The sequence below is a fragment of the Agrobacterium sp. 22117 genome (genome assembly GCF_052045735.1).
Taxonomy (GTDB): domain Bacteria; phylum Pseudomonadota; class Alphaproteobacteria; order Rhizobiales; family Rhizobiaceae; genus Agrobacterium; species Agrobacterium cavarae.
This window is the reverse complement of record NZ_JBQEPP010000002.1, coordinates 569,303-585,814: the sequence shown is the minus strand read 5'-3', so window position 1 is coordinate 585,814 and position 16,512 is coordinate 569,303. Positions and strand designations below refer to the sequence as shown.

Annotated in this window: 19 protein-coding genes; 13 read left to right on the top strand and 6 right to left on the bottom strand. The window is 58.4% G+C overall.

The window, feature by feature from the left end; translation table 11 throughout:
* Positions 1-18: 18 nt before the first annotated feature.
* A complete protein-coding gene (locus ACTJKV_RS07245) occupies positions 19-522 on the top strand; it encodes a GNAT family N-acetyltransferase (protein ID WP_274102078.1) in 504 nt (167 codons plus the stop codon).
* A 48-nt stretch (positions 523-570) separates the two neighbouring features.
* On the opposite strand, the gene ACTJKV_RS07240 is transcribed toward ACTJKV_RS07245, so the two are convergent.
* Positions 571-1,773, bottom strand: a complete 1,203-nt coding sequence (locus ACTJKV_RS07240) for a pyridoxal phosphate-dependent aminotransferase (protein WP_062598666.1) — start codon at positions 1,771-1,773, stop codon at positions 571-573.
* A gap of 447 nt (positions 1,774-2,220) precedes the next feature.
* On the opposite strand from ACTJKV_RS07240, the gene ACTJKV_RS07235 reads away from it, so the two are divergent.
* From ACTJKV_RS07235 to ACTJKV_RS07225, 3 genes are all read left to right on the top strand, one after another.
* Positions 2,221-2,484 (top strand): hypothetical protein, encoded by a 264-nt coding sequence (locus ACTJKV_RS07235; protein ID WP_130979096.1) that lies wholly within the window; start codon positions 2,221-2,223, stop codon positions 2,482-2,484.
* Positions 2,485-2,726: 242 nt separating this feature from the next.
* Positions 2,727-3,629 (top strand): DMT family transporter, encoded by a 903-nt coding sequence (locus ACTJKV_RS07230; protein ID WP_274102077.1) that lies wholly within the window; start codon positions 2,727-2,729, stop codon positions 3,627-3,629.
* A gap of 429 nt (positions 3,630-4,058) precedes the next feature.
* Positions 4,059-4,274 (top strand): cold-shock protein, encoded by a 216-nt coding sequence (locus ACTJKV_RS07225; RefSeq protein ID WP_003494703.1) that lies wholly within the window; start codon positions 4,059-4,061, stop codon positions 4,272-4,274.
* A gap of 89 nt (positions 4,275-4,363) precedes the next feature.
* Here ACTJKV_RS07225 and ACTJKV_RS07220 read toward each other — a convergent pair whose 3' ends face one another.
* On the bottom strand, positions 4,364-5,062 hold the full coding sequence (locus ACTJKV_RS07220) for an MBL fold metallo-hydrolase (protein WP_274102044.1): 699 nt from the start codon (positions 5,060-5,062) through the stop codon (positions 4,364-4,366).
* Positions 5,063-5,296: 234 nt separating this feature from the next.
* Here ACTJKV_RS07220 and ACTJKV_RS07215 point away from each other — a divergent pair, with 234 nt between their 5' ends.
* The 4 genes from ACTJKV_RS07215 (at position 5,297) to ACTJKV_RS07200 (ending at position 8,767) form a co-directional block, all read left to right on the top strand.
* The gene (locus ACTJKV_RS07215; protein ID WP_111846842.1) at positions 5,297-5,899 is read left to right on the top strand and encodes a DUF1236 domain-containing protein; all 603 of its coding nucleotides are present in this window, start codon (positions 5,297-5,299) and stop codon (positions 5,897-5,899) included.
* A 227-nt stretch (positions 5,900-6,126) separates the two neighbouring features.
* Positions 6,127-6,624 (top strand): MarR family winged helix-turn-helix transcriptional regulator, encoded by a 498-nt coding sequence (locus tag ACTJKV_RS07210; protein ID WP_113327837.1) that lies wholly within the window; start codon positions 6,127-6,129, stop codon positions 6,622-6,624.
* A gap of 2 nt (positions 6,625-6,626) precedes the next feature.
* A complete protein-coding gene (locus ACTJKV_RS07205) occupies positions 6,627-7,337 on the top strand; it encodes a response regulator (RefSeq protein ID WP_062426411.1) in 711 nt (236 codons plus the stop codon).
* Positions 7,338-7,387: 50 nt separating this feature from the next.
* Entirely contained in the window at positions 7,388-8,767 is a 1,380-nt protein-coding gene (locus tag ACTJKV_RS07200) for an ATP-binding protein (protein ID WP_062440317.1), read from the top strand.
* 33 nt (positions 8,768-8,800) lie between these two features.
* Here the strand turns inward: ACTJKV_RS07200 and ACTJKV_RS07195 are convergent, their stop codons facing one another.
* The 4 genes from ACTJKV_RS07195 to ACTJKV_RS07180 form a co-directional block, all read right to left on the bottom strand.
* Entirely contained in the window at positions 8,801-9,142 is a 342-nt protein-coding gene (locus ACTJKV_RS07195) for a tRNA-binding protein (RefSeq protein WP_274102043.1), read from the bottom strand.
* Between the two features lie 117 nt (positions 9,143-9,259).
* Positions 9,260-10,075, bottom strand: a complete 816-nt coding sequence (proC, locus tag ACTJKV_RS07190; RefSeq protein ID WP_440598604.1) for a pyrroline-5-carboxylate reductase — start codon at positions 10,073-10,075, stop codon at positions 9,260-9,262.
* 8 nt (positions 10,076-10,083) lie between these two features.
* Positions 10,084-10,584 (bottom strand): YbjN domain-containing protein, encoded by a 501-nt coding sequence (locus ACTJKV_RS07185; protein ID WP_062440311.1) that lies wholly within the window; start codon positions 10,582-10,584, stop codon positions 10,084-10,086.
* A 462-nt stretch (positions 10,585-11,046) separates the two neighbouring features.
* Entirely contained in the window at positions 11,047-11,310 is a 264-nt protein-coding gene (locus ACTJKV_RS07180; protein WP_062426406.1) for an accessory factor UbiK family protein, read from the bottom strand.
* A gap of 300 nt (positions 11,311-11,610) precedes the next feature.
* On the opposite strand from ACTJKV_RS07180, the gene lgt reads away from it, so the two are divergent.
* The 5 genes from lgt (at position 11,611) to ACTJKV_RS07155 (ending at position 16,462) form a co-directional block, all read left to right on the top strand.
* Positions 11,611-12,432, top strand: a complete 822-nt coding sequence (gene lgt, locus ACTJKV_RS07175) for a prolipoprotein diacylglyceryl transferase (RefSeq protein ID WP_274102275.1) — start codon at positions 11,611-11,613, stop codon at positions 12,430-12,432.
* Between the two features lie 5 nt (positions 12,433-12,437).
* Positions 12,438-13,538 carry a class I SAM-dependent methyltransferase gene (locus ACTJKV_RS07170; RefSeq protein WP_113261770.1) on the top strand — a complete coding sequence of 367 codons (1,101 nt, stop codon included), beginning with the start codon at positions 12,438-12,440 and terminating at the stop codon, positions 13,536-13,538.
* A gap of 193 nt (positions 13,539-13,731) precedes the next feature.
* Positions 13,732-14,526: a peptidoglycan editing factor PgeF gene (gene pgeF / locus ACTJKV_RS07165; protein WP_427928669.1), complete on the top strand. Its 795-nt coding sequence runs from the start codon at positions 13,732-13,734 to the stop codon at positions 14,524-14,526.
* A gap of 1 nt (position 14,527) precedes the next feature.
* Complete coding sequence (locus tag ACTJKV_RS07160; RefSeq protein ID WP_062598675.1) at positions 14,528-15,679, top strand: M24 family metallopeptidase; 1,152 nt, start codon at positions 14,528-14,530, stop codon at positions 15,677-15,679.
* Between the two features lie 78 nt (positions 15,680-15,757).
* Positions 15,758-16,462, top strand: coding sequence for a hypothetical protein (locus ACTJKV_RS07155; protein ID WP_274102040.1), 705 nt, complete (start codon positions 15,758-15,760; stop codon positions 16,460-16,462).
* Positions 16,463-16,512 lie beyond the last annotated feature (50 nt).

Here is a 16,512-nt window from a genome sequence, read left to right as displayed (position 1 = left end):
GACGTCAGAAGGGCCCAGTTGAGCAATGCGCAGACCATCGCGCGTCTCCATGTCGACGTCTGGAGTGAGACGATGCGGGAGTTGGCCTCCCCTTCCGTCATTGCGGCGCTCAATGAGGAGCATCGGCTTCGCTACTGGACGAAGAAACTGTCCGAGGCAGAGCCGCACCAACTGGTTCTGATGGCCGAGGTGAGCGGCGAGGTTGTCGGCATCGGCGCGATCGGCCGACCCTCGGACCCGGTCTTCGGATCCCGCGCAGAGATCAAGAACCTCTACATCCTGCCCAGCTTCCAACGGCAGGGGATCGGCAAGCGTCTTCTAAGGGACCTGGCACTTCACGCCAAAGCGATGGGCTACGGTGCCATTGCCCTCAGCGTCGTCAAGGGCAACGAGCCCGCCTGCAGATTTTACGAAGCGCTCCATGCACGCAAGATCGGAGAGTTTCGCGACCCCGGGCCGATCTGGCGCTCGGACAACATCGTCTATGCCTGGGACGACATCGACCAACTCATCGAGCAATAAAAAACCCGGCATCGCTGCCGGGTTTCTGTTCATCAATGCCATCAAGGCTTAGCGGCAATTGGCGCAGAAACGCTGGATGCGGTTGCAGGCCTCTTCCAGAAGCTTTTCCGACGTTGCGTAGGAAATACGGAAGTTCGGACCAAGACCGAAGGCGGAGCCGTGAACGACCGCGACACCTTCCGTTTCCAGAAGCTCGGTGACGAAATCTTCGTCGGTCTCGATCACCTTGCCGGACGGCGCCGTCTTGCCGATCAGACCGGCGCAGGACGGGTAGACGTAGAACGCGCCTTCCGGAACCGGGCAATTGATGCCCTTGGCCTGGTTCAGCATGGAGACGACGAGGTCACGACGGCCTTCGAAGATTTTCTTGTTGGCCGGGATGAAGTCCTGGTTACCGTTCAGAGCCTCGACGGCTGCCCATTGGGCAATCGACGTGGCGCCCGAAGTTTGCTGGCCCTGGATCATGTCCATCGCCTTGATCAGCTGCAACGGACCGGCGGCATAGCCGATACGCCAGCCAGTCATGGCATAAGCCTTGGAAACGCCGTTCATCGTCAGCGTGCGGTCATAGAGCGAAGGCTCCACTTCCACCGGCGTCACGAACTTGAAGTCGCCATAGGTCAGGTGCTCATACATGTCGTCGGTCAGGATCCAGACATGCGGATGCTTGACGAGAACGTCGGTCAACGCCTTCAGCTCGTCGTGGCTGTAAGCCGCGCCCGACGGGTTGGATGGCGAGTTGAAGATGAACCACTTGGTCTTCGGCGTGATCGCCTTTTCAAGCGCTTCCGGCTTCAGTTTGAAGTTGTCTTCCAGCGTGGTGTTGACGAAAACCGGCGTGCCGCCGCAGATCGCCACCATTTCCGGATAGCTCACCCAGTAAGGTGCTGGAATAACGACTTCGTCGCCCGGGTTAAGGGTTGCCATGAAGGCGTTGAAAAGAATCTGCTTTCCACCGGTGCCGACAATCGTCTGCTCGGGCTTGTAGTCCAGACCGTTCTCGCGCTTGAACTTCTCGGCAATCGCCTTGCGCAGTTCCGGAATACCGGAGACAGGCGTGTATTTCGTCTTGCCCGCTTTGATAGCGGCAATGGCTGCTTCCTTGATATTGTCGGGCGTATCGAAATCCGGCTCGCCGGCGCCAAGGCCAATCACATCGCGACCCTGTGCCTGAAGTTCGCGAGCTTTCTGCGAAACGGCGATGGTGGCGGATGGCTTTACGCGGGAGAGAATGTCGGCAAGGAAGGCCATTTTTATCGGTCCTATTGAAGTTGACATCGAGAGAAGTTGCAGGCGGAGCGCCGCCCTCTGCGGCAAGTGGTATGTCGAAAGACCGAAAGTCTTTCAAGGTCAAAACCCATCAAAAGATAAGATGAGTCGTATTTACTTTGTTGCAGAATGGGCGATTGGCCCCGCCCACATGAAACCGCGGCCGTGCCCGAAAGATAGCGTGTCGACGCAAGCCCGGTCATGACGCCACAAACGGGCAGACGCCAAAAAAATCGGCAGATTTACCAGGCTTAACCTCTCGTTAACTGGTGTCTTTTTTTCGCCACAATAAATACGCCGGACTGACGAAATTCGGTCTCCAAGGGGTCCACTTCCAAGCCTCTTTTTGGCACGCGGGCAGAAGAGACAAGGACCACGGCGATGCTTACGAATGACCGGAATTTGGCAGATCGGCTGAAGATACAAAAGATGCTGTTCTCTCTTTGGATGGCGCTTGCGGCCATCATGGTCATCCTCACCATGGCAGCGGGTCTTGCGACCTCTTCCGACGCTTCGGAAGCGGTCGATCCCATGACGACATCCGCCATTGCCAGCGCACCGATTTCAAAGGCATCGGATCGCATCTTCGTCACCGGCCTCGTGGTGCTCGGCTTCGGCACCATGGCGGTTGGCGGCGTGCTCCTGACGCTCAGCAGCATTCGCGAAAGCCGTCTGCGCCGCAACCGTGACTGAGCGCGCCTGCCCGTGCCTTGCCGAACTCCGCCCTTGCTGATAGAGCACCGATGAAATGGCTGTCCGAGGCACCTGCTACGACACGTAGCGATATCTCCGCCATCTTCAGGGTCAAGATCTGCTGCTTCATGCAACCCCGCCGGTTTTACCGAGCACCTCTGCTCGTCGGGCCTCAGGGGTAACGGATCGCCTTTTCGACAAGACGATGAAGCAACGGGCCGTTGCTTCTTTGATGGTGAAGAATGACGCGCATTCAGGCAAACCTCGTACTGCTTCTTGCTGCCGCGATCTGGGGCGGCGGTTTCGTCGCCCAGTCCACGGCCATGGACTCCATCGGTCCGTTCTGGTTCGTCGGCTTGCGCTTCGCCGTTGCGGCCCTTGCGGTCCTGCCTTTCGCGCTCATGGAAACGCGCCGTATGGGCTCAAAACCCAGCAAGGCGGAATACCGCGCCTTCGGCCTGGTCGGGTTGGCACTGTTCATGGGTGCAACCACACAGCAGGTGGGATTGCTGACCACCTCCGTCACCAACTCCAGTTTTCTGACTGCGCTCTACGTCATCTTCGTGCCGGTCATCGCCGTTCTGATCTATCGGCGTTATCCGCACTGGGTCGTCTGGCCAGGCGCCACGATGATGCTGATCGGCATCTTCCTACTCTCGGGAGGCGCCTTCAGCGGTCTGACGACAGGGGATTTCCTCAGCATCACCTGCGCCTTCTTCTGGGCTGTGCAGATCACACTTGCCGGGCGTGCCGTTATGGCCAGCAATCGACCGCTTGCCCTCTCCTGCGCCCAGTTTTCCGTCTGCGCCATTCTCAGCATGGTCATCGGCGCTCTCTTCGAGCCGATCAACACCCAGGCGATTGCCGCATCGATCCGCGAGATCCTCTATGTCGGGCTCGTCTCGTCCGGTCTTGCCTTCGTTCTCCAGGTCATCGGCCAGCGCTATACCACCGCGCCACAAGCGGCGATCTTCCTGTCCTCCGAGGCTCTGTTTGGTGCCCTCTTTGCGTCCCTGTTTCTGGGAGAGATCATCCCGACGGCGGGTTACGTTGGCTGCGCCATCATCTTTGCCGCCATTTTGCTGGTGGAACTGGTGCCGGAACTTACGAAAAGACGCCAACGAAAACTTGGCGAAATGGCCTGAACTCAGCCATATGTTGATGAAGTCTTCATCACTGTGAGCGAAAATTGCCGGAAATTCCAATGCTAACGATGGTTTTGTTTTCTTAACCACGCCCTGACGGGAAAAAATTCCGCGCCACGCGTTATACGCGTCAAAACGCCCCCGATTGATCGCGGTTGGCGCCTAAAAACTTTTGCTTGCCAATTTTAAATAAACACATCACTCTGTCGCCGTTCGGGCAATTTGCGAGCGTGGGAAGACCTAGAAATAGATGCATCGGAGACAATACTTCGAGCGGTGGGAACAACAAAACGTTGATCAGAACGTCAAGACTTCCACGGCGATGGTTCAATCTCTCAAACATCAAGAACTGCCTGCCGTACGCCCTAGCGGGCAAAACTGTAATGCTGCCTGGAGCTGAACACGGGCAGAGCGAAAAGGACCTGATGCATGGCCGAGACTGGCACCGTTAAATTCTTCAATACCGACAAGGGCTTCGGCTTCATCAAGCCAGACAATGGTGGCGCTGATATCTTTGTTCACATCTCTGCTGTACAGGCTTCCGGCCTGTCCGGTCTTTCAGAAAACCAGAAAGTGAGCTTCGACACGGAACCGGATCGTCGCGGCAAGGGCCCCAAGGCCGTCAATCTTCAGATTGCTGGCTGAGCCATAACGACTTTCTCTTCTAGTTGAAGCCCGGCAGGAATGCCGGGTTTTTTTATGGATCTGATTGAGAAGCGGTGCCCTCGCCTCTATCAGTTTTTACTTTTCTCAATCCCGCCTGGCGCCGCAGGCGCAGCCCCGATCGGTCCGAGATTTTGCAAATAAGGGTTCGAGCGCCGCTCTTCACCGAAACGCCCGCCCGGACCATGGCCGCAGATGAACCCTACATCGTCGCCAAGAGGCAGCACCTTGTCGCGGATGGAGGCGAGCAACTGCTCGTGGTTTCCGCCGGGCAGGTCCGTACGACCGACGGAACCATTAAACAGCACGTCGCCGACATGGGCGAAGCTCTGCGCGCGATTGTAGTAGATGACGTGGCCCGGCGCATGGCCTGGGCAATGATAGACTTCGAAACTGTGGTCGCCGAAGGACACCACATCCCCATCCTTCAGCCAGCGATCGGGAAGCACGTTCTGTAAGCCGGTCATCCCATATTTCTGCGCCTGGGTTTCAATCCGCTCGAGCAGCGGACGATCGTCCTCATGCGGGCCAGTGATCGTCAGCGACAGACGTTCCTTCAACTCCTTGGCCCCACCCGCGTGATCCAGATGGCCATGGGTCAGCCAGATCTCCTTCAGCGTGATGCCGTTTTCGGCAGCGGTCTGAACGATGACATCCACATCTCCGCCCGGATCGACGACGACGCCTTCCTTCGTGTCTTCATCGAAGAGAATGGTGCAGTTCTGCTCGAATGGCGTGACCGGAATGATCCCTGCCTGCAACTTTCCCATGATGACCTCTTGCTTTCAAAAAACCGCCCTCCCTATAGACTCCCATGCGCGACAGCACAATGAAATGTGAAAAAAAGCAAAGCTTCGAAAGCATTATCGACAATGTTAAAGGAGTAAGTAAATCAGTATCTTAAAACCGACTGCATAGTGCTTTTTCAAACATAGTGTTCACGATTCCGGGAACGGAAAAGCAAAAGCTGCGTTCTTGCCCCAGTCTTCAAAGGAGAGAGACAGATGGACAAGAAGCTGAAACTGATGATTGCTGGCGGCGCTTTCGCTTTGATCGCCGGTTATGCCAATGCAGCCATGGTTGCCACCACGGCATCTGACATTTCCGTGCGGTCCGGCCCGGGCGAAGATTACCCGGAAGTGGGCCTTGCCACGCGCGGCAGCAATGCGGTTCTTGACGGATGCCTCGAAGGCAGCGCCTGGTGCCGTATTGAAGTCAACGGCGTTCGCGGCTGGGCCAACGCCGATTACCTGAATGTCATGTATGAAGGCTCGCCGGTCATTCTGCACGAGCGGCGCGCTGACATCGAAGTTCCGGTCGTGACCTACGAGAAGACGGCCAGCGTTCAGCAGGAAGAGCCGAACCCAGGCGATCCGAACCTCGGTCGCGTCGGTGAGGTGAACCCGCCGGAGCAGGTCATCACCTATATCGATCAGCATCCGGGCAACGTCGTGCGCGTCGAGGGCGATGTCGCCATCGGCACGACCGTTCCTGCCAACGCGGAACTAGTCGCCATTCCTGACTACGAGTACAGCTACGTCCGCGTCAATGATCGCCGCGTTCTGGTTGAACCAAGCACGCGCCGCGTGGTGTACGTGTACGAGTAAAGTCGCGTAGAGTACCACCGTATATGAGTAGCGAAGAGCGCGGCCCGTCCGCGCTCTTTTGCTTGCATGCAATTGCCTATGCCTTGGCCGAGCTTCGGCATTGATGTTCAACCTGCGGCATATTATCGAACGCAACAGAAAATGATCGAGTGACGCCCGGGTCGGACACCATTTGGGCCAATCTCGTGATAATGATGGTCCACATTCGGTAATGTGAAGGAAGAACAGTGCCTGCCCAATCGCTGAAAAAGGCTGCCGTCAAACAGGCTCCGGCCCTGCCCCATGTCGATGATGCAAAGATCGACTTCGACACGATTGAGGCCTTCTTCTTCGCCTACCGGGACTTCGTCTCCGATCCGGACGCCATTCTGGAGAAGCTCGGCTATGGCCGCGCCCACCATCGTGTGGTCTATTTCGTCTGCCGCAACCCCGGAATGACGGTCGCCGATCTTCTCGATACGCTGCAGATCACCAAGCAGAGCCTCGCACGGGTCCTCAAGCAGTTGATTGACGACGGCTACATCCGCCAGATGGCGGGACCCGAAGACCGTCGCCAGCGCAGGCTCTACCCAACATTGACCGGTCGCGAACTGGCGCTTGCCTTGAGCGATCCGCAGTCGCGCCGCATCGCGCGGGCCTTGGAGGGCATGTCGACGGAGGCAAGGACCTGCGTTCTTGAATTTCTCGCCAGAATGCGCGACGCCGAACCGACGGGAGCAGAATGACGATGGCCACAGCCACACCAAAACAGCCGGCGGATGACGACGCCCCCCATCTTCTCATCGTCGATGACGATGCGCGTATCCGCGATCTTCTCCAGCGCTTCTTGAGCGACAAGGGATACCGCATTACCGCTGCGGCAGACGCCGCCGAAGCACGCCGCAAGATGCAGGGTATCCAGTTCGATCTTCTTATCCTCGACGTGATGATGCCTGGCGAAAACGGCCTGTCGCTGACGAAGTCCCTTAACGAAAACAAGACCGTGCCGGTCATTCTTCTGACCGCACGCTCCGAAGCGGATTCGCGGATTGCCGGACTTGAGGCGGGCGCCGACGACTATCTCGCCAAGCCCTTCGATCCGCGCGAACTCGTGCTGCGCATCAACAATATCCTGCGACGCAACACCTCGCCGGACACGCCAAAAATCGACCAGATCATCTTCGGGCCGTTCAACTTCTCCCTCCACAAGAAGGAGCTTCGACGCGGTGCAGAGATGATCCGGCTGACGGACCGCGAACTGGATATCATGATGCTCTTTGCGCTGCGCGCTGGCGACACCATTCCCAGACATGAACTCGTGGATGCGGACGCGGATGTTGGGGAGCGCACCATCGACGTGCAGATCAACCGCCTGCGGCGCAAGATCGAGGACGATCCGGCCAATCCGGTCTATTTGCAGACGGTGCGCGGCATCGGCTACCGTCTGAGCGTGGATTGAACCACACCCTTCTGGCGCGTCCGGAAAAGAGCCGGATGGACAGGTGATCTATGGCAAGCCTCGATTTCATGAGTTTCGCCCGAAACAGCGCCCCGGCACGAGGGTGGCGCTTCTTCGTGCGGTGGCTGCGGCACTGGCTGCCCACCGGGCTTTATACACGCTCGCTGCTGATCATCATTCTGCCCATGGTTCTGTTGCAGGCGGTCGTTGCGGCCGTCTTCATGGAAAGACACTGGCAGTTGGTGACGGAGCGTCTGTCTGCTGCGGTTACGCGCGATATTGCCGCCATCATCGAACTGATCGAAACGGATCCTGAAAAGGACGACTATCAGCGGGTCATCAATATTGCTCGCGAAAAGCTGGATCTCAGCGTCTATATCGAGCCGAAAACGGAACTGCCGCCTGCTCGGCCGCAACCCTTCTTTTCCATCCTCGATTCCATCCTGGCCGATCAGATCAAAGCCCAGATCGGCAGGCCCTTCTGGATCGATACCTATGGCAATGGATCGCTGGTCGAAATCCGCATCCAGTTGAACGATAAGACGCTGCGCATCTTCACGCGCCGCAACCAGACCTATGCGTCCAATACCCATATTTTCCTTGTGTGGATGGTCGGCGCATCGCTCGTTCTGCTGGGTATTTCCATCCTCTTCCTGCGCGGCCAGATCCGACCGATCCTGGCGCTGGCCAAAGCCGCCGAAAGCTTCGGACGCGGCCAGAAGATCACCGCCTATTCGCCCAAGGGTGCCGATGAAGTCAGACGCGCGGGCCTCGCCTTCATTCTCATGCGAGAACGCATCGAGCGGCAGATGGAGCAGCGCACCGCAATGCTGAACGGTGTGAGCCACGATCTGCGCACCATCCTCACCCGCTTCAAGCTTCAACTCGCACTTGCGAGCGACAATCCGGATCTGGAAGGCCTCGACAAGGACGTCGATGACATGCAGTCGATGCTGGAAGCCTACCTCGCCTTTGCCCGCGATGATGCGGAAGAGGATGTCGGCACACTGGAAGTGGAGCCATTGCTGCAGAAACTGCAGAGTGATTTCCACATGGTCGGCAAGACGATGACGTTTCAACTCAACGGCGTCTCACATCTTTCCGTTCGCCCCAATGCCTTTTCGCGGCTGATCGGCAATCTGTCCGCCAATGCCCAGCGTTACGCCAACACGCTGTCCATCGAGCTGCGGCGCGCACCCCGATCTGTCAGCCTGGTTTTCGATGATGACGGCCCGGGCATTCCGCCGGAATCCCGAGAGGATGTTTTCAAGCCCTTCTTCCGGCTCGATGAAGCGCGAAACCTCAATGCATCCGGCACCGGGCTTGGTCTTTCGATCGTGAGAGATATCGCCAGAAGCCATGGCGGCGATGTGACGCTGGACGACAGCCCGCTGGGTGGGCTACGGGTGATCGTGAAAATTCCCGCCTGACCGTGTCAGAATGATCTTAGCGGCATTGCGCGCTCAGCACATCTTCTCACCGTTCGGCACATCGCGCTCGACGGCAGCGAGCACGATATCGCCATTGGCATCGGCAAAACCGAGCGTGAGAACTTCCGAACGAAACGGCCCGATCTGTCGTGGCGGAAAGTTGACGACGGCAAGCACCTGTCGACCGATCAGCTTGTCCAGCGTGTAGTGAACGGTGATCTGGGCGGACGACTTCTTGATCCCGATCTCGGGACCGAAATCGATCTTCAGCTTGAAGGCAGGCTTGCGCGCTTCGGGAAAGGCTTCCGTTTCGACAATGGTGCCGACACGGATATCGACCTTTTCGAAATCCGCATAGGTGATCTCAGCGCTCATCCGCGTCCCTCTTTTAACGCGTGTCGCGATCTTTCAGATTCGCTCCTTACGCTTTAAGTCCTTGTTTTGTCGCATGTCGTTATCGCAAAACCGGTGACCACTTTTGCGCGACATGCTTTAGTTCGCCAGTTCTTCTGCCCGCGTCTTGGCTGCGGCAATCGCCTTGTCGAACAAGGGCTGCATGCCGTCTTCGGCCATCAGCACTGAAAGTGCCGCTGCCGTCGTGCCGCCGGGAGACGTCACATTCTGGCGCAGCTTGGATGCATCGTCGGAGGACTGGTAAAGAAGCTCACCAGCCCCCGCGACGGTTTCTCGCGCGAGACGCATGGCAAGGTCCGCCTGCAGACCGGCTTTGCGACCTGCCTCTGCCATGCATTCCACGAGATAGAAAACATAAGCGGGGCCACTGCCGGAAACGGCAGTGACGGCATCGATATCACCTTCGGTCGCAACCCATTCCACTGGGCCGCTGACTTTCAGAAGCTCTTCCACCAGCTGACGCTGGTCGGCCGAAACGCGCTCATTGGCATAAGCACCGGTCACGCCGCGCCCCACCATGGCGGGTGTGTTGGGCATGGCACGCACGGTCGCCGCCTCACCGAGATGGCTCTCGATGGACGACAGTGTCTTGCCCGCGGCGATCGAAACGATGACTGTCTCTTCACCGACCAGACCTTTCAGGCCCGGCAGAACCGCATCCATCAATTGTGGCTTGACCGCCAGAAACAGAATACTGGCCGTTACGCTATCCGGTGCGCTCTCGCAGTGGCGAGCGCCAGCCTGGCTCAGTGTCGAGGACATGGCGTCGGAAGGACGCGGATCGATGACGATCACCGAAGAGCCGGAAACGCCCTTCTTCAGCCAGCCAGAAAGCATGGCGCCGCCCATATTGCCGGCGCCGACGAGAACGATAGGGTTGGAACCGAAGGACAGCACGCGTATCAGGCCTCGCCCACTGTCTCGAACAGGGCCGCATCCATCGCAGCCTTGGCATCCATTCCTGACCAGACGACGAACTGGAAAGCCTGGTAATATTGCTCGCAGGCTTCAAGCGCACTGGACAGCAGAACCTCGACCTGCTGGTTTGTCGGCTCGGCACCGCCTGCCAGAAGCAACGACTGGCGGAAGATGATGACATCTTCCTGGCGCCACAGGTCAAAATGCCCCATGAGCGTCTGGCCGTTGACATGCGAGAGAAGCCGGATCACTTCATTGACGCGATGGTCGGGCACCCGGATGTCGAAGGCGCAGGCGAGATGCAGCGCTTCGAACTGTTCCATCCAGGAAAACGAAATATGATAGTCGGCCCAACGGCCTTCCACCGTCATGGCAATTTCGTCCTCGCCCGAGCGCTCGAAAGACCAATCGTTGGCGGCTGCCACGAACTCGATCATATCGACCGGGTTGGAGAGACGTTCAACTTCGAATTCTATTAGGCTCATACGGCACCTTTTCAGCCGGAGATGAATGTTCTGTTTCGCACACGAAAGCACAAAAACGCACATACAAATGCCGGTACATCAGTTTAGGACGATTGCCCGACGCCGCCAGATTAACGCAGTGAACCTGTCTGGAGCTTACCGAGTTCGTTTCGAATCATCATTTAAAATCAGTCTATAACGAGCGAGTCCGAGCGCCACCCCCCGTCGTCCCATTTTCCGGGGAGAACCGTGGATATCTCTTGGCGCGTCGGATCAGTTGGGAGTCATAACCGACTCTGCCGATTGCGCTTTTTGGATGTGTCCACAGAGTGAAAAAAAATGCTGATGAAAATGCTTGCTCTTTGGATACGAATCCGCACTCGCGTAGGTTGGCGGTTGGTAGCACGCGAATTGAAAAGGCCGCGCCCTTTTTGAGGGCACGGCCTGTCTGACAGAAGTCCAAAATCGAAGATCGGATTTGGCTTAGGAAGCGTTTCCGGAAAGCTTTGCCTCAAGCGCTTCGATCCTGGCACGCAGAGCGTCATTCTCATCGCGGGCCTTGATCGCCATTTCGCGCACGGCATCGAACTCCTCGCGCTTGACCACGTCGAGGCTGTTCAGCCAACGATCGGCCTGCGCGTGAAACGCCTGTTCCACTTCCTTGCGTACACCCTGCGCCGCCCCTGCGGCATCAGTCATCAGCTTCGCGAATTCATCGAAAATGCGGTTCGTTCCGGTTGTGCTCATGGCGCGGTGTCCTCGTCTTCATCCGGAGAAACATATTGCTCTATCCGGCTCATGCATTTCAGGTAGGCACTCCCTCGGCGCGTTGCAAGCAAAAACGGGATTATGACGGGCAGTAACCTTACTTGTGACAGTCGTGAAAGCGCCAAAGAATCGCCTTGACCGCTCCCTTTTCACCCGCCATTTTCGCCCGGCGGGAAAGATCGTGCCAATACTGCCTGCCGTGCGAAAACCCGGTGTTTTCGACAACAACAAGAGAATGGAATACGCGACTTGTTTTCACCGCTTGCCTCGCTTTCGATCATGCCGTTTCCCAATATCGATCCGATCGCCTTTTCCATCGGCCCGATCTCGATTCACTGGTATGGCATCGCTTATGTCGTCGGCATTCTTCTGGGCTGGTACTACGCACGTAAACTGAGCATGACGGACCGACTGTGGCCGGGCGACAAGTCGCCCGTGACACCGGTCCACCTGGATGACTTCATCATCTGGGCGGCAGCCGGCATCGTGCTGGGCGGGCGTATCGGCTACGTGCTTTTTTATGATCTGCCTGCGGTCATGGCGAACCCCGTCCGCGCCTTCGAAATCTGGAATGGCGGCATGTCCTTCCATGGCGGCCTCCTGGGTACGACGATCGCGATGATCCTCTTTGCCCGTCGCAACGCCATTCCCGTCTGGAGCATGTTCGACATCATCGCGGCCGTCGCACCCGTCGGCCTGTTCTTTGGCCGCATTGCCAACTTCATCAATGGCGAATTGTGGGGCCGTCTGACGGATGTTCCATGGGCCGTCGTCTTCCCGACCGGCGGACCTTTCGCCCGCCATCCAAGCCAGCTTTACGAGGCCGGGCTGGAAGGCATCGTGCTGCTGATCATTCTCTCCGTACTGATATGGGCCTTCAAGGCGCTGAAGACACCCGGCACCGCGACGGGCACCTTCGTTGCCGGATATGCGCTGTCGCGTATTTTCGTGGAGTTCTTCCGCGAACCCGATGCGCAGATTGGCTATCTGGCAGGGAACTGGCTGACCATGGGAATGGTTCTCTCCGCGCCCATGTTCGCGCTCGGCGTCTGGGCAATCCTGCGGGCACGCTTTGCTGCCCGTGCCCGCCAGAACGGATAAGTGACATGCCAACGCCCCTTGCCCGTCGCATCAAGTCTCTTATTCGGCTCAACGGCCCCTTAAGCGTCACCGATTACTTTTCGCTGTGCCTGGCAGATCCCGAGCATGGCTATTACAAGACACGCCAGCCTTTTGGTCGGACGGGCGACTTCGTCACTGCACCGGAAGTCAGCCAGCTTTTCGGTGAAATGCTCGGCGTCTTCATGGTCCATGCCTGGCAGCGTCATGGCCTGCCCGCCAATGTCCGGCTGGTGGAGATCGGCCCTGGCCGTGGCACGATGATGGCAGATATGCTGCGGGTCATCCAGCGTATCGCCGCCCCGCTCTATGACGCCATGAGCGTGCATCTCATCGAAACGAGCCCGCTTCTGACCGAAACGCAGCAGAAGACGCTTGCCGCGCATGAGGGCAAGATCAGCTGGCACGAGAGCTTCGACGACGTGCCGGCGGGCTTCCTGCTGATTGCCGCCAACGAACTCTTCGATGCTATTCCCATCCGCCAGTTCGTCAAGACGCCCCAGGGCTTCAGGGAACGGGTCGTCAGCCTTGATGGGGATGACGAACTGATCTTCACCGCAGGTGTCGCTGGCATCGATCCGGACCTTCTTCCTCCACAGCCGGAGCGCCAGGCGCTCGGCACGATCTTCGAATATTCGCCTGCGCGCGAGGCCGTCATGGCTGCACTCTGTGAGAGGCTGCAAGCCAACAGCGGCACGGCTCTGATCATCGACTACGGCCATATGGTGTCCGGCTATGGCGACACCATGCAGGCACTTAGAATGCATGAATATGATCCCGTGCTTGCCCATCCAGGCGAAGCCGATCTGACCAGCCATGTGGATTTCGAAAGCCTGGTAAAGACGGCAACGGCAAATGGCGTTCATGTCAACGGCTGCCTGCACCAGGGCGATTTCCTCTATGGCCTCGGGCTCAAGGAACGCGGACAGGCTTTGGCGGCCACCGCGACGCCGGATCAGACGCTCGCGATTGCCGAAGCCATCAACCGTCTCGCAGGCGAAGGTGCAGGCAAGATGGGCGAGCTTTTCAAAGTGCTTGCAGTCTCCAGCCCTGCCCTTCATTTGCTGCCATTTCGCGCGCTGGATTGAGCCCGCTGACGAGTGGAAACGTGCCGGACGCCTGAGAGGAGATTGACACAGGCCGTCCGCTTGGGCCAACATTGGGTCAATTCGAAGCAGAGCACATCTGCCGCACGGCATCTTTTTGAGATGCGCCCATCGGAAACACTCGCTCAGAATCATCACTGAAAAATCGGCGACACCGCAAAGGATTGAACACCCCATGCAGGACGACACGCTGCCGCTTCCCGTTCAGAGCACATTGCTTGAGGCGGCATCTGAAAACGGCATACGCCATGGTTTCTTCACCCGTGAAGGCGGCGTTTCGAAGGGCATCTATCGCGGTCTGAATGTCGGTCTCGGCTCGCAAGACGAGCGTCAGTCGGTGCTGGAAAATCGCAGCCGCGTCGCCAAATGGTTCGGTCTTTCCGTAGAGCGGCTTGCAACCGTCCACCAGATCCACTCCCCTAACGTGGTCGTGATCGATGAAGCCTATGATGGCAACAGGCCCCAGGCCGACGCCATGGTGACGGCGACGCCCGGCGTCATTATTGGCGTATTGAGCGCCGATTGCGGGCCGATCCTTTTTGCCGACAGCCAGGCTGGCGTGGTTGGTGCGGCCCATGCGGGGTGGAAGGGCGCGGTTCATGGCGTATTGGAAAACACCATCGACAGCATGATCGCGCTTGGCGCACGCCGCGAAAACATCGTTGCCGCACTTGGCCCCTCCATCGCGCAGGAGAATTACGAAGTGGGCCCGGAGCGTGTCGAAGACCTCAAGCGGCTCGACCCCAACTACGAACACTACTTCGCCCCCTCAAAGAACGATGGCCATGCCTATTTCGACCTCAAGCAACTGACCATGGATCGCCTCGCCAAAGCAGGCGTCCGGGCCGAAAATCTCAATCTCTGCACCTATCCGGATGACAAGCGTTTCTTTTCCTTCCGCAGGACCACGCATCTGTCCGAGCCGGATTACGGGCGGCAGATCTCAGCAATAGCAATTTTGGAGACGTAAGATGGCTCTACACTTCGAACCCGCCGAATTCGAGGCCCGTCGTGCCCGCCTGATCGAGAAGATGGCAGAGGAAAAGCTGGATGCGGTGCTGCTCTTCGCCCAGGAGAGCATGTACTGGCTGACCGGCTACGACACCTTCGGCTATTGCTTCTTTCAGACGCTGATCGTCAAGGCCGATGGCTCGGTGTCGCTTTTGACGCGCTCCGCCGATCTGCGTCAGGCCCGTCATACGTCGAATATCGAGAACATCGTCATCTGGGTGGATCGCCTCAACGCCGATCCGACGCTCGATCTCAAGAACCTGATGAGCGAGATGGATCTGCTCGGTTGCCGCGTCGGCATCGAGTTCGACACCCATGGCATGACCGGTCGCGTGGCGCGCCTGCTGGACAACCAGTTGGCAAGCTTCTGCCAGATCGTCGACGCCTCCTACCTCGTCAGCACGCTTCGCCTGGTAAAAAGCCCAGCCGAGATTGCCTATGCCAAACGCGCCGGAGAGCTTGCCGATGACGCGCTCGATGCGGCCATCGCCCTGATCAAGCCAGGCGCGGATGAAGCCGACATTCTGGCCGCCATGCAGGGCGCGGTCTTTTCCGGCGGCGGCGATTATCCCGCCAACGAATTCATCATCGGCTCCGGCCCTGATGCGCTTTTGTGCCGCTACAAGGCCGGCCGCCGCAAGCTCGATGCCAAGGACCAGATCACGCTCGAATGGGCAGGTGCGAGCGCCCATTACCACGCGGCTATGATGCGCACCGTCGTCATCGGCGAACCGGAGTTTCGCCACAAGGAACTCTACAACGCCTGTGCAGAAAACATCCGCGCCATCGAAGAGGTCCTTCGTCCCGGCTACACCTTCGGCGATGTGTTCGACGTGCACGCCAAGATCATGGATGAGCGCGGCTTGACCCGCCATCGCCTCAACGCCTGCGGCTACTCGCTCGGCGCGCGCTTCTCTCCCTCCTGGATGGAGCATCAGATGTTCTACGCCGGCAACACCCAGGAAATCCTGCCGAACATGACACTCTTCGTGCATATGATCATCATGGATAGCGATGCCGGCATCGCCATGACGCTGGGTCAGACCTATGTAACGACCGAGGGCGCCCCACAATCGCTGTCCCGTCACAGCCTCGATATGCTGACCGCCTGATTTGACTCCGAACCCAAACCACCCTTAAATCACAGCAATCCTGGGGAGGACGGAGCCAATGATGAAGAGATACAAGGCATGAAGAGGCTCGGTGCGGTCCTTGCAGTTCCCGGCCTCGTGATGGCTCTTTCTGCATGCAACACCAGCGATGCGCTTACCCCGCAAGTCAATGTCGGGCACAACCAGACGCCATCGACCCCCGTCAATCAGGGAGATCTCGACCAGATGGCGGCAGCCGCTGATCGCTCCGGCTCTGGCGTCGCTTCGCAAGTGCCGGCCTATGCGCCACAGAACACGCTGCAGGCGCAAGCCCAGGCGATGACGAGCGGCGGTCAGTATGGGCAGCCCGTCAGCCGCCAGCCTCAGCAGCCACCGTCCCAACCGCAGCAGCAGACCGCAGCGCTTGCGCCGTCGGGTGGCGCCAGCATTCGCTTCCTGCCGATCATCGGCGCGCCGGTACAGGCCGTCACGCCGCTCTCCAGACAACTGGGCGCCGAAGCCCGCGCCAAGGGCCTGACGATCCTGCCTTCCGCCGATACCTCGGCCAACAACATCCTGAAGGGATACCTGTCCGCCTTCGAAGATGGCAGCAAGGTTACGATCGTCTATGTCTGGGATATTCTCGATGCCAATGGCGCGCGGCTTCATCGCCTCCAAGGGCAGGAATCAGTGGCCTCGCGCGGAGGCGACCCATGGTCGGCCGTCACCGATGGCGTGATGCAGAAGATCGCAGCCAAGACGCTGGATGATTACCAGGTATGGCGGCAGAGCGGGCGTGGATAAGTCAGTCGGTCGAAAGCGCTTGCGCCGATCCAATCGATTGAAGCGACATT

Excerpts from the sequence above, each read along its gene's own strand:
- ACTJKV_RS07220 (WP_274102044.1), bottom strand. The coding sequence starts at position 5,062 with ATGGGAAAGTTGCAGGCAGGGATCATTCCGGTCACGCCATTCGAGCAG.
- ACTJKV_RS07185 (WP_062440311.1), bottom strand. The coding sequence starts at position 10,584 with ATGAGCCTAATAGAATTCGAAGTTGAACGTCTCTCCAACCCGGTCGAT.
- ACTJKV_RS07225 (WP_003494703.1), top strand. The coding sequence starts at position 4,059 with ATGGCCGAGACTGGCACCGTTAAATTCTTCAATACCGACAAGGGCTTC.
- ACTJKV_RS07155 (WP_274102040.1), top strand. The coding sequence starts at position 15,758 with ATGAAGAGGCTCGGTGCGGTCCTTGCAGTTCCCGGCCTCGTGATGGCT.
- ACTJKV_RS07195 (WP_274102043.1), bottom strand. The coding sequence starts at position 9,142 with ATGAGCGCTGAGATCACCTATGCGGATTTCGAAAAGGTCGATATCCGT.
- ACTJKV_RS07170 (WP_113261770.1), top strand. The coding sequence starts at position 12,438 with ATGCCAACGCCCCTTGCCCGTCGCATCAAGTCTCTTATTCGGCTCAAC.
- lgt (WP_274102275.1), top strand. The coding sequence starts at position 11,611 with ATGCCGTTTCCCAATATCGATCCGATCGCCTTTTCCATCGGCCCGATC.
- pgeF (WP_427928669.1), top strand. The coding sequence starts at position 13,732 with ATGCAGGACGACACGCTGCCGCTTCCCGTTCAGAGCACATTGCTTGAG.
- ACTJKV_RS07235 (WP_130979096.1), top strand. The coding sequence starts at position 2,221 with ATGCTGTTCTCTCTTTGGATGGCGCTTGCGGCCATCATGGTCATCCTC.
- ACTJKV_RS07240 (WP_062598666.1), bottom strand. The coding sequence starts at position 1,773 with ATGGCCTTCCTTGCCGACATTCTCTCCCGCGTAAAGCCATCCGCCACC.
- ACTJKV_RS07205 (WP_062426411.1), top strand. The coding sequence starts at position 6,627 with ATGGCCACAGCCACACCAAAACAGCCGGCGGATGACGACGCCCCCCAT.
- ACTJKV_RS07200 (WP_062440317.1), top strand. The coding sequence starts at position 7,388 with ATGGCAAGCCTCGATTTCATGAGTTTCGCCCGAAACAGCGCCCCGGCA.
- ACTJKV_RS07160 (WP_062598675.1), top strand. The coding sequence starts at position 14,528 with ATGGCTCTACACTTCGAACCCGCCGAATTCGAGGCCCGTCGTGCCCGC.
- ACTJKV_RS07215 (WP_111846842.1), top strand. The coding sequence starts at position 5,297 with ATGGACAAGAAGCTGAAACTGATGATTGCTGGCGGCGCTTTCGCTTTG.
- ACTJKV_RS07230 (WP_274102077.1), top strand. The coding sequence starts at position 2,727 with ATGACGCGCATTCAGGCAAACCTCGTACTGCTTCTTGCTGCCGCGATC.
- ACTJKV_RS07180 (WP_062426406.1), bottom strand. The coding sequence starts at position 11,310 with ATGAGCACAACCGGAACGAACCGCATTTTCGATGAATTCGCGAAGCTG.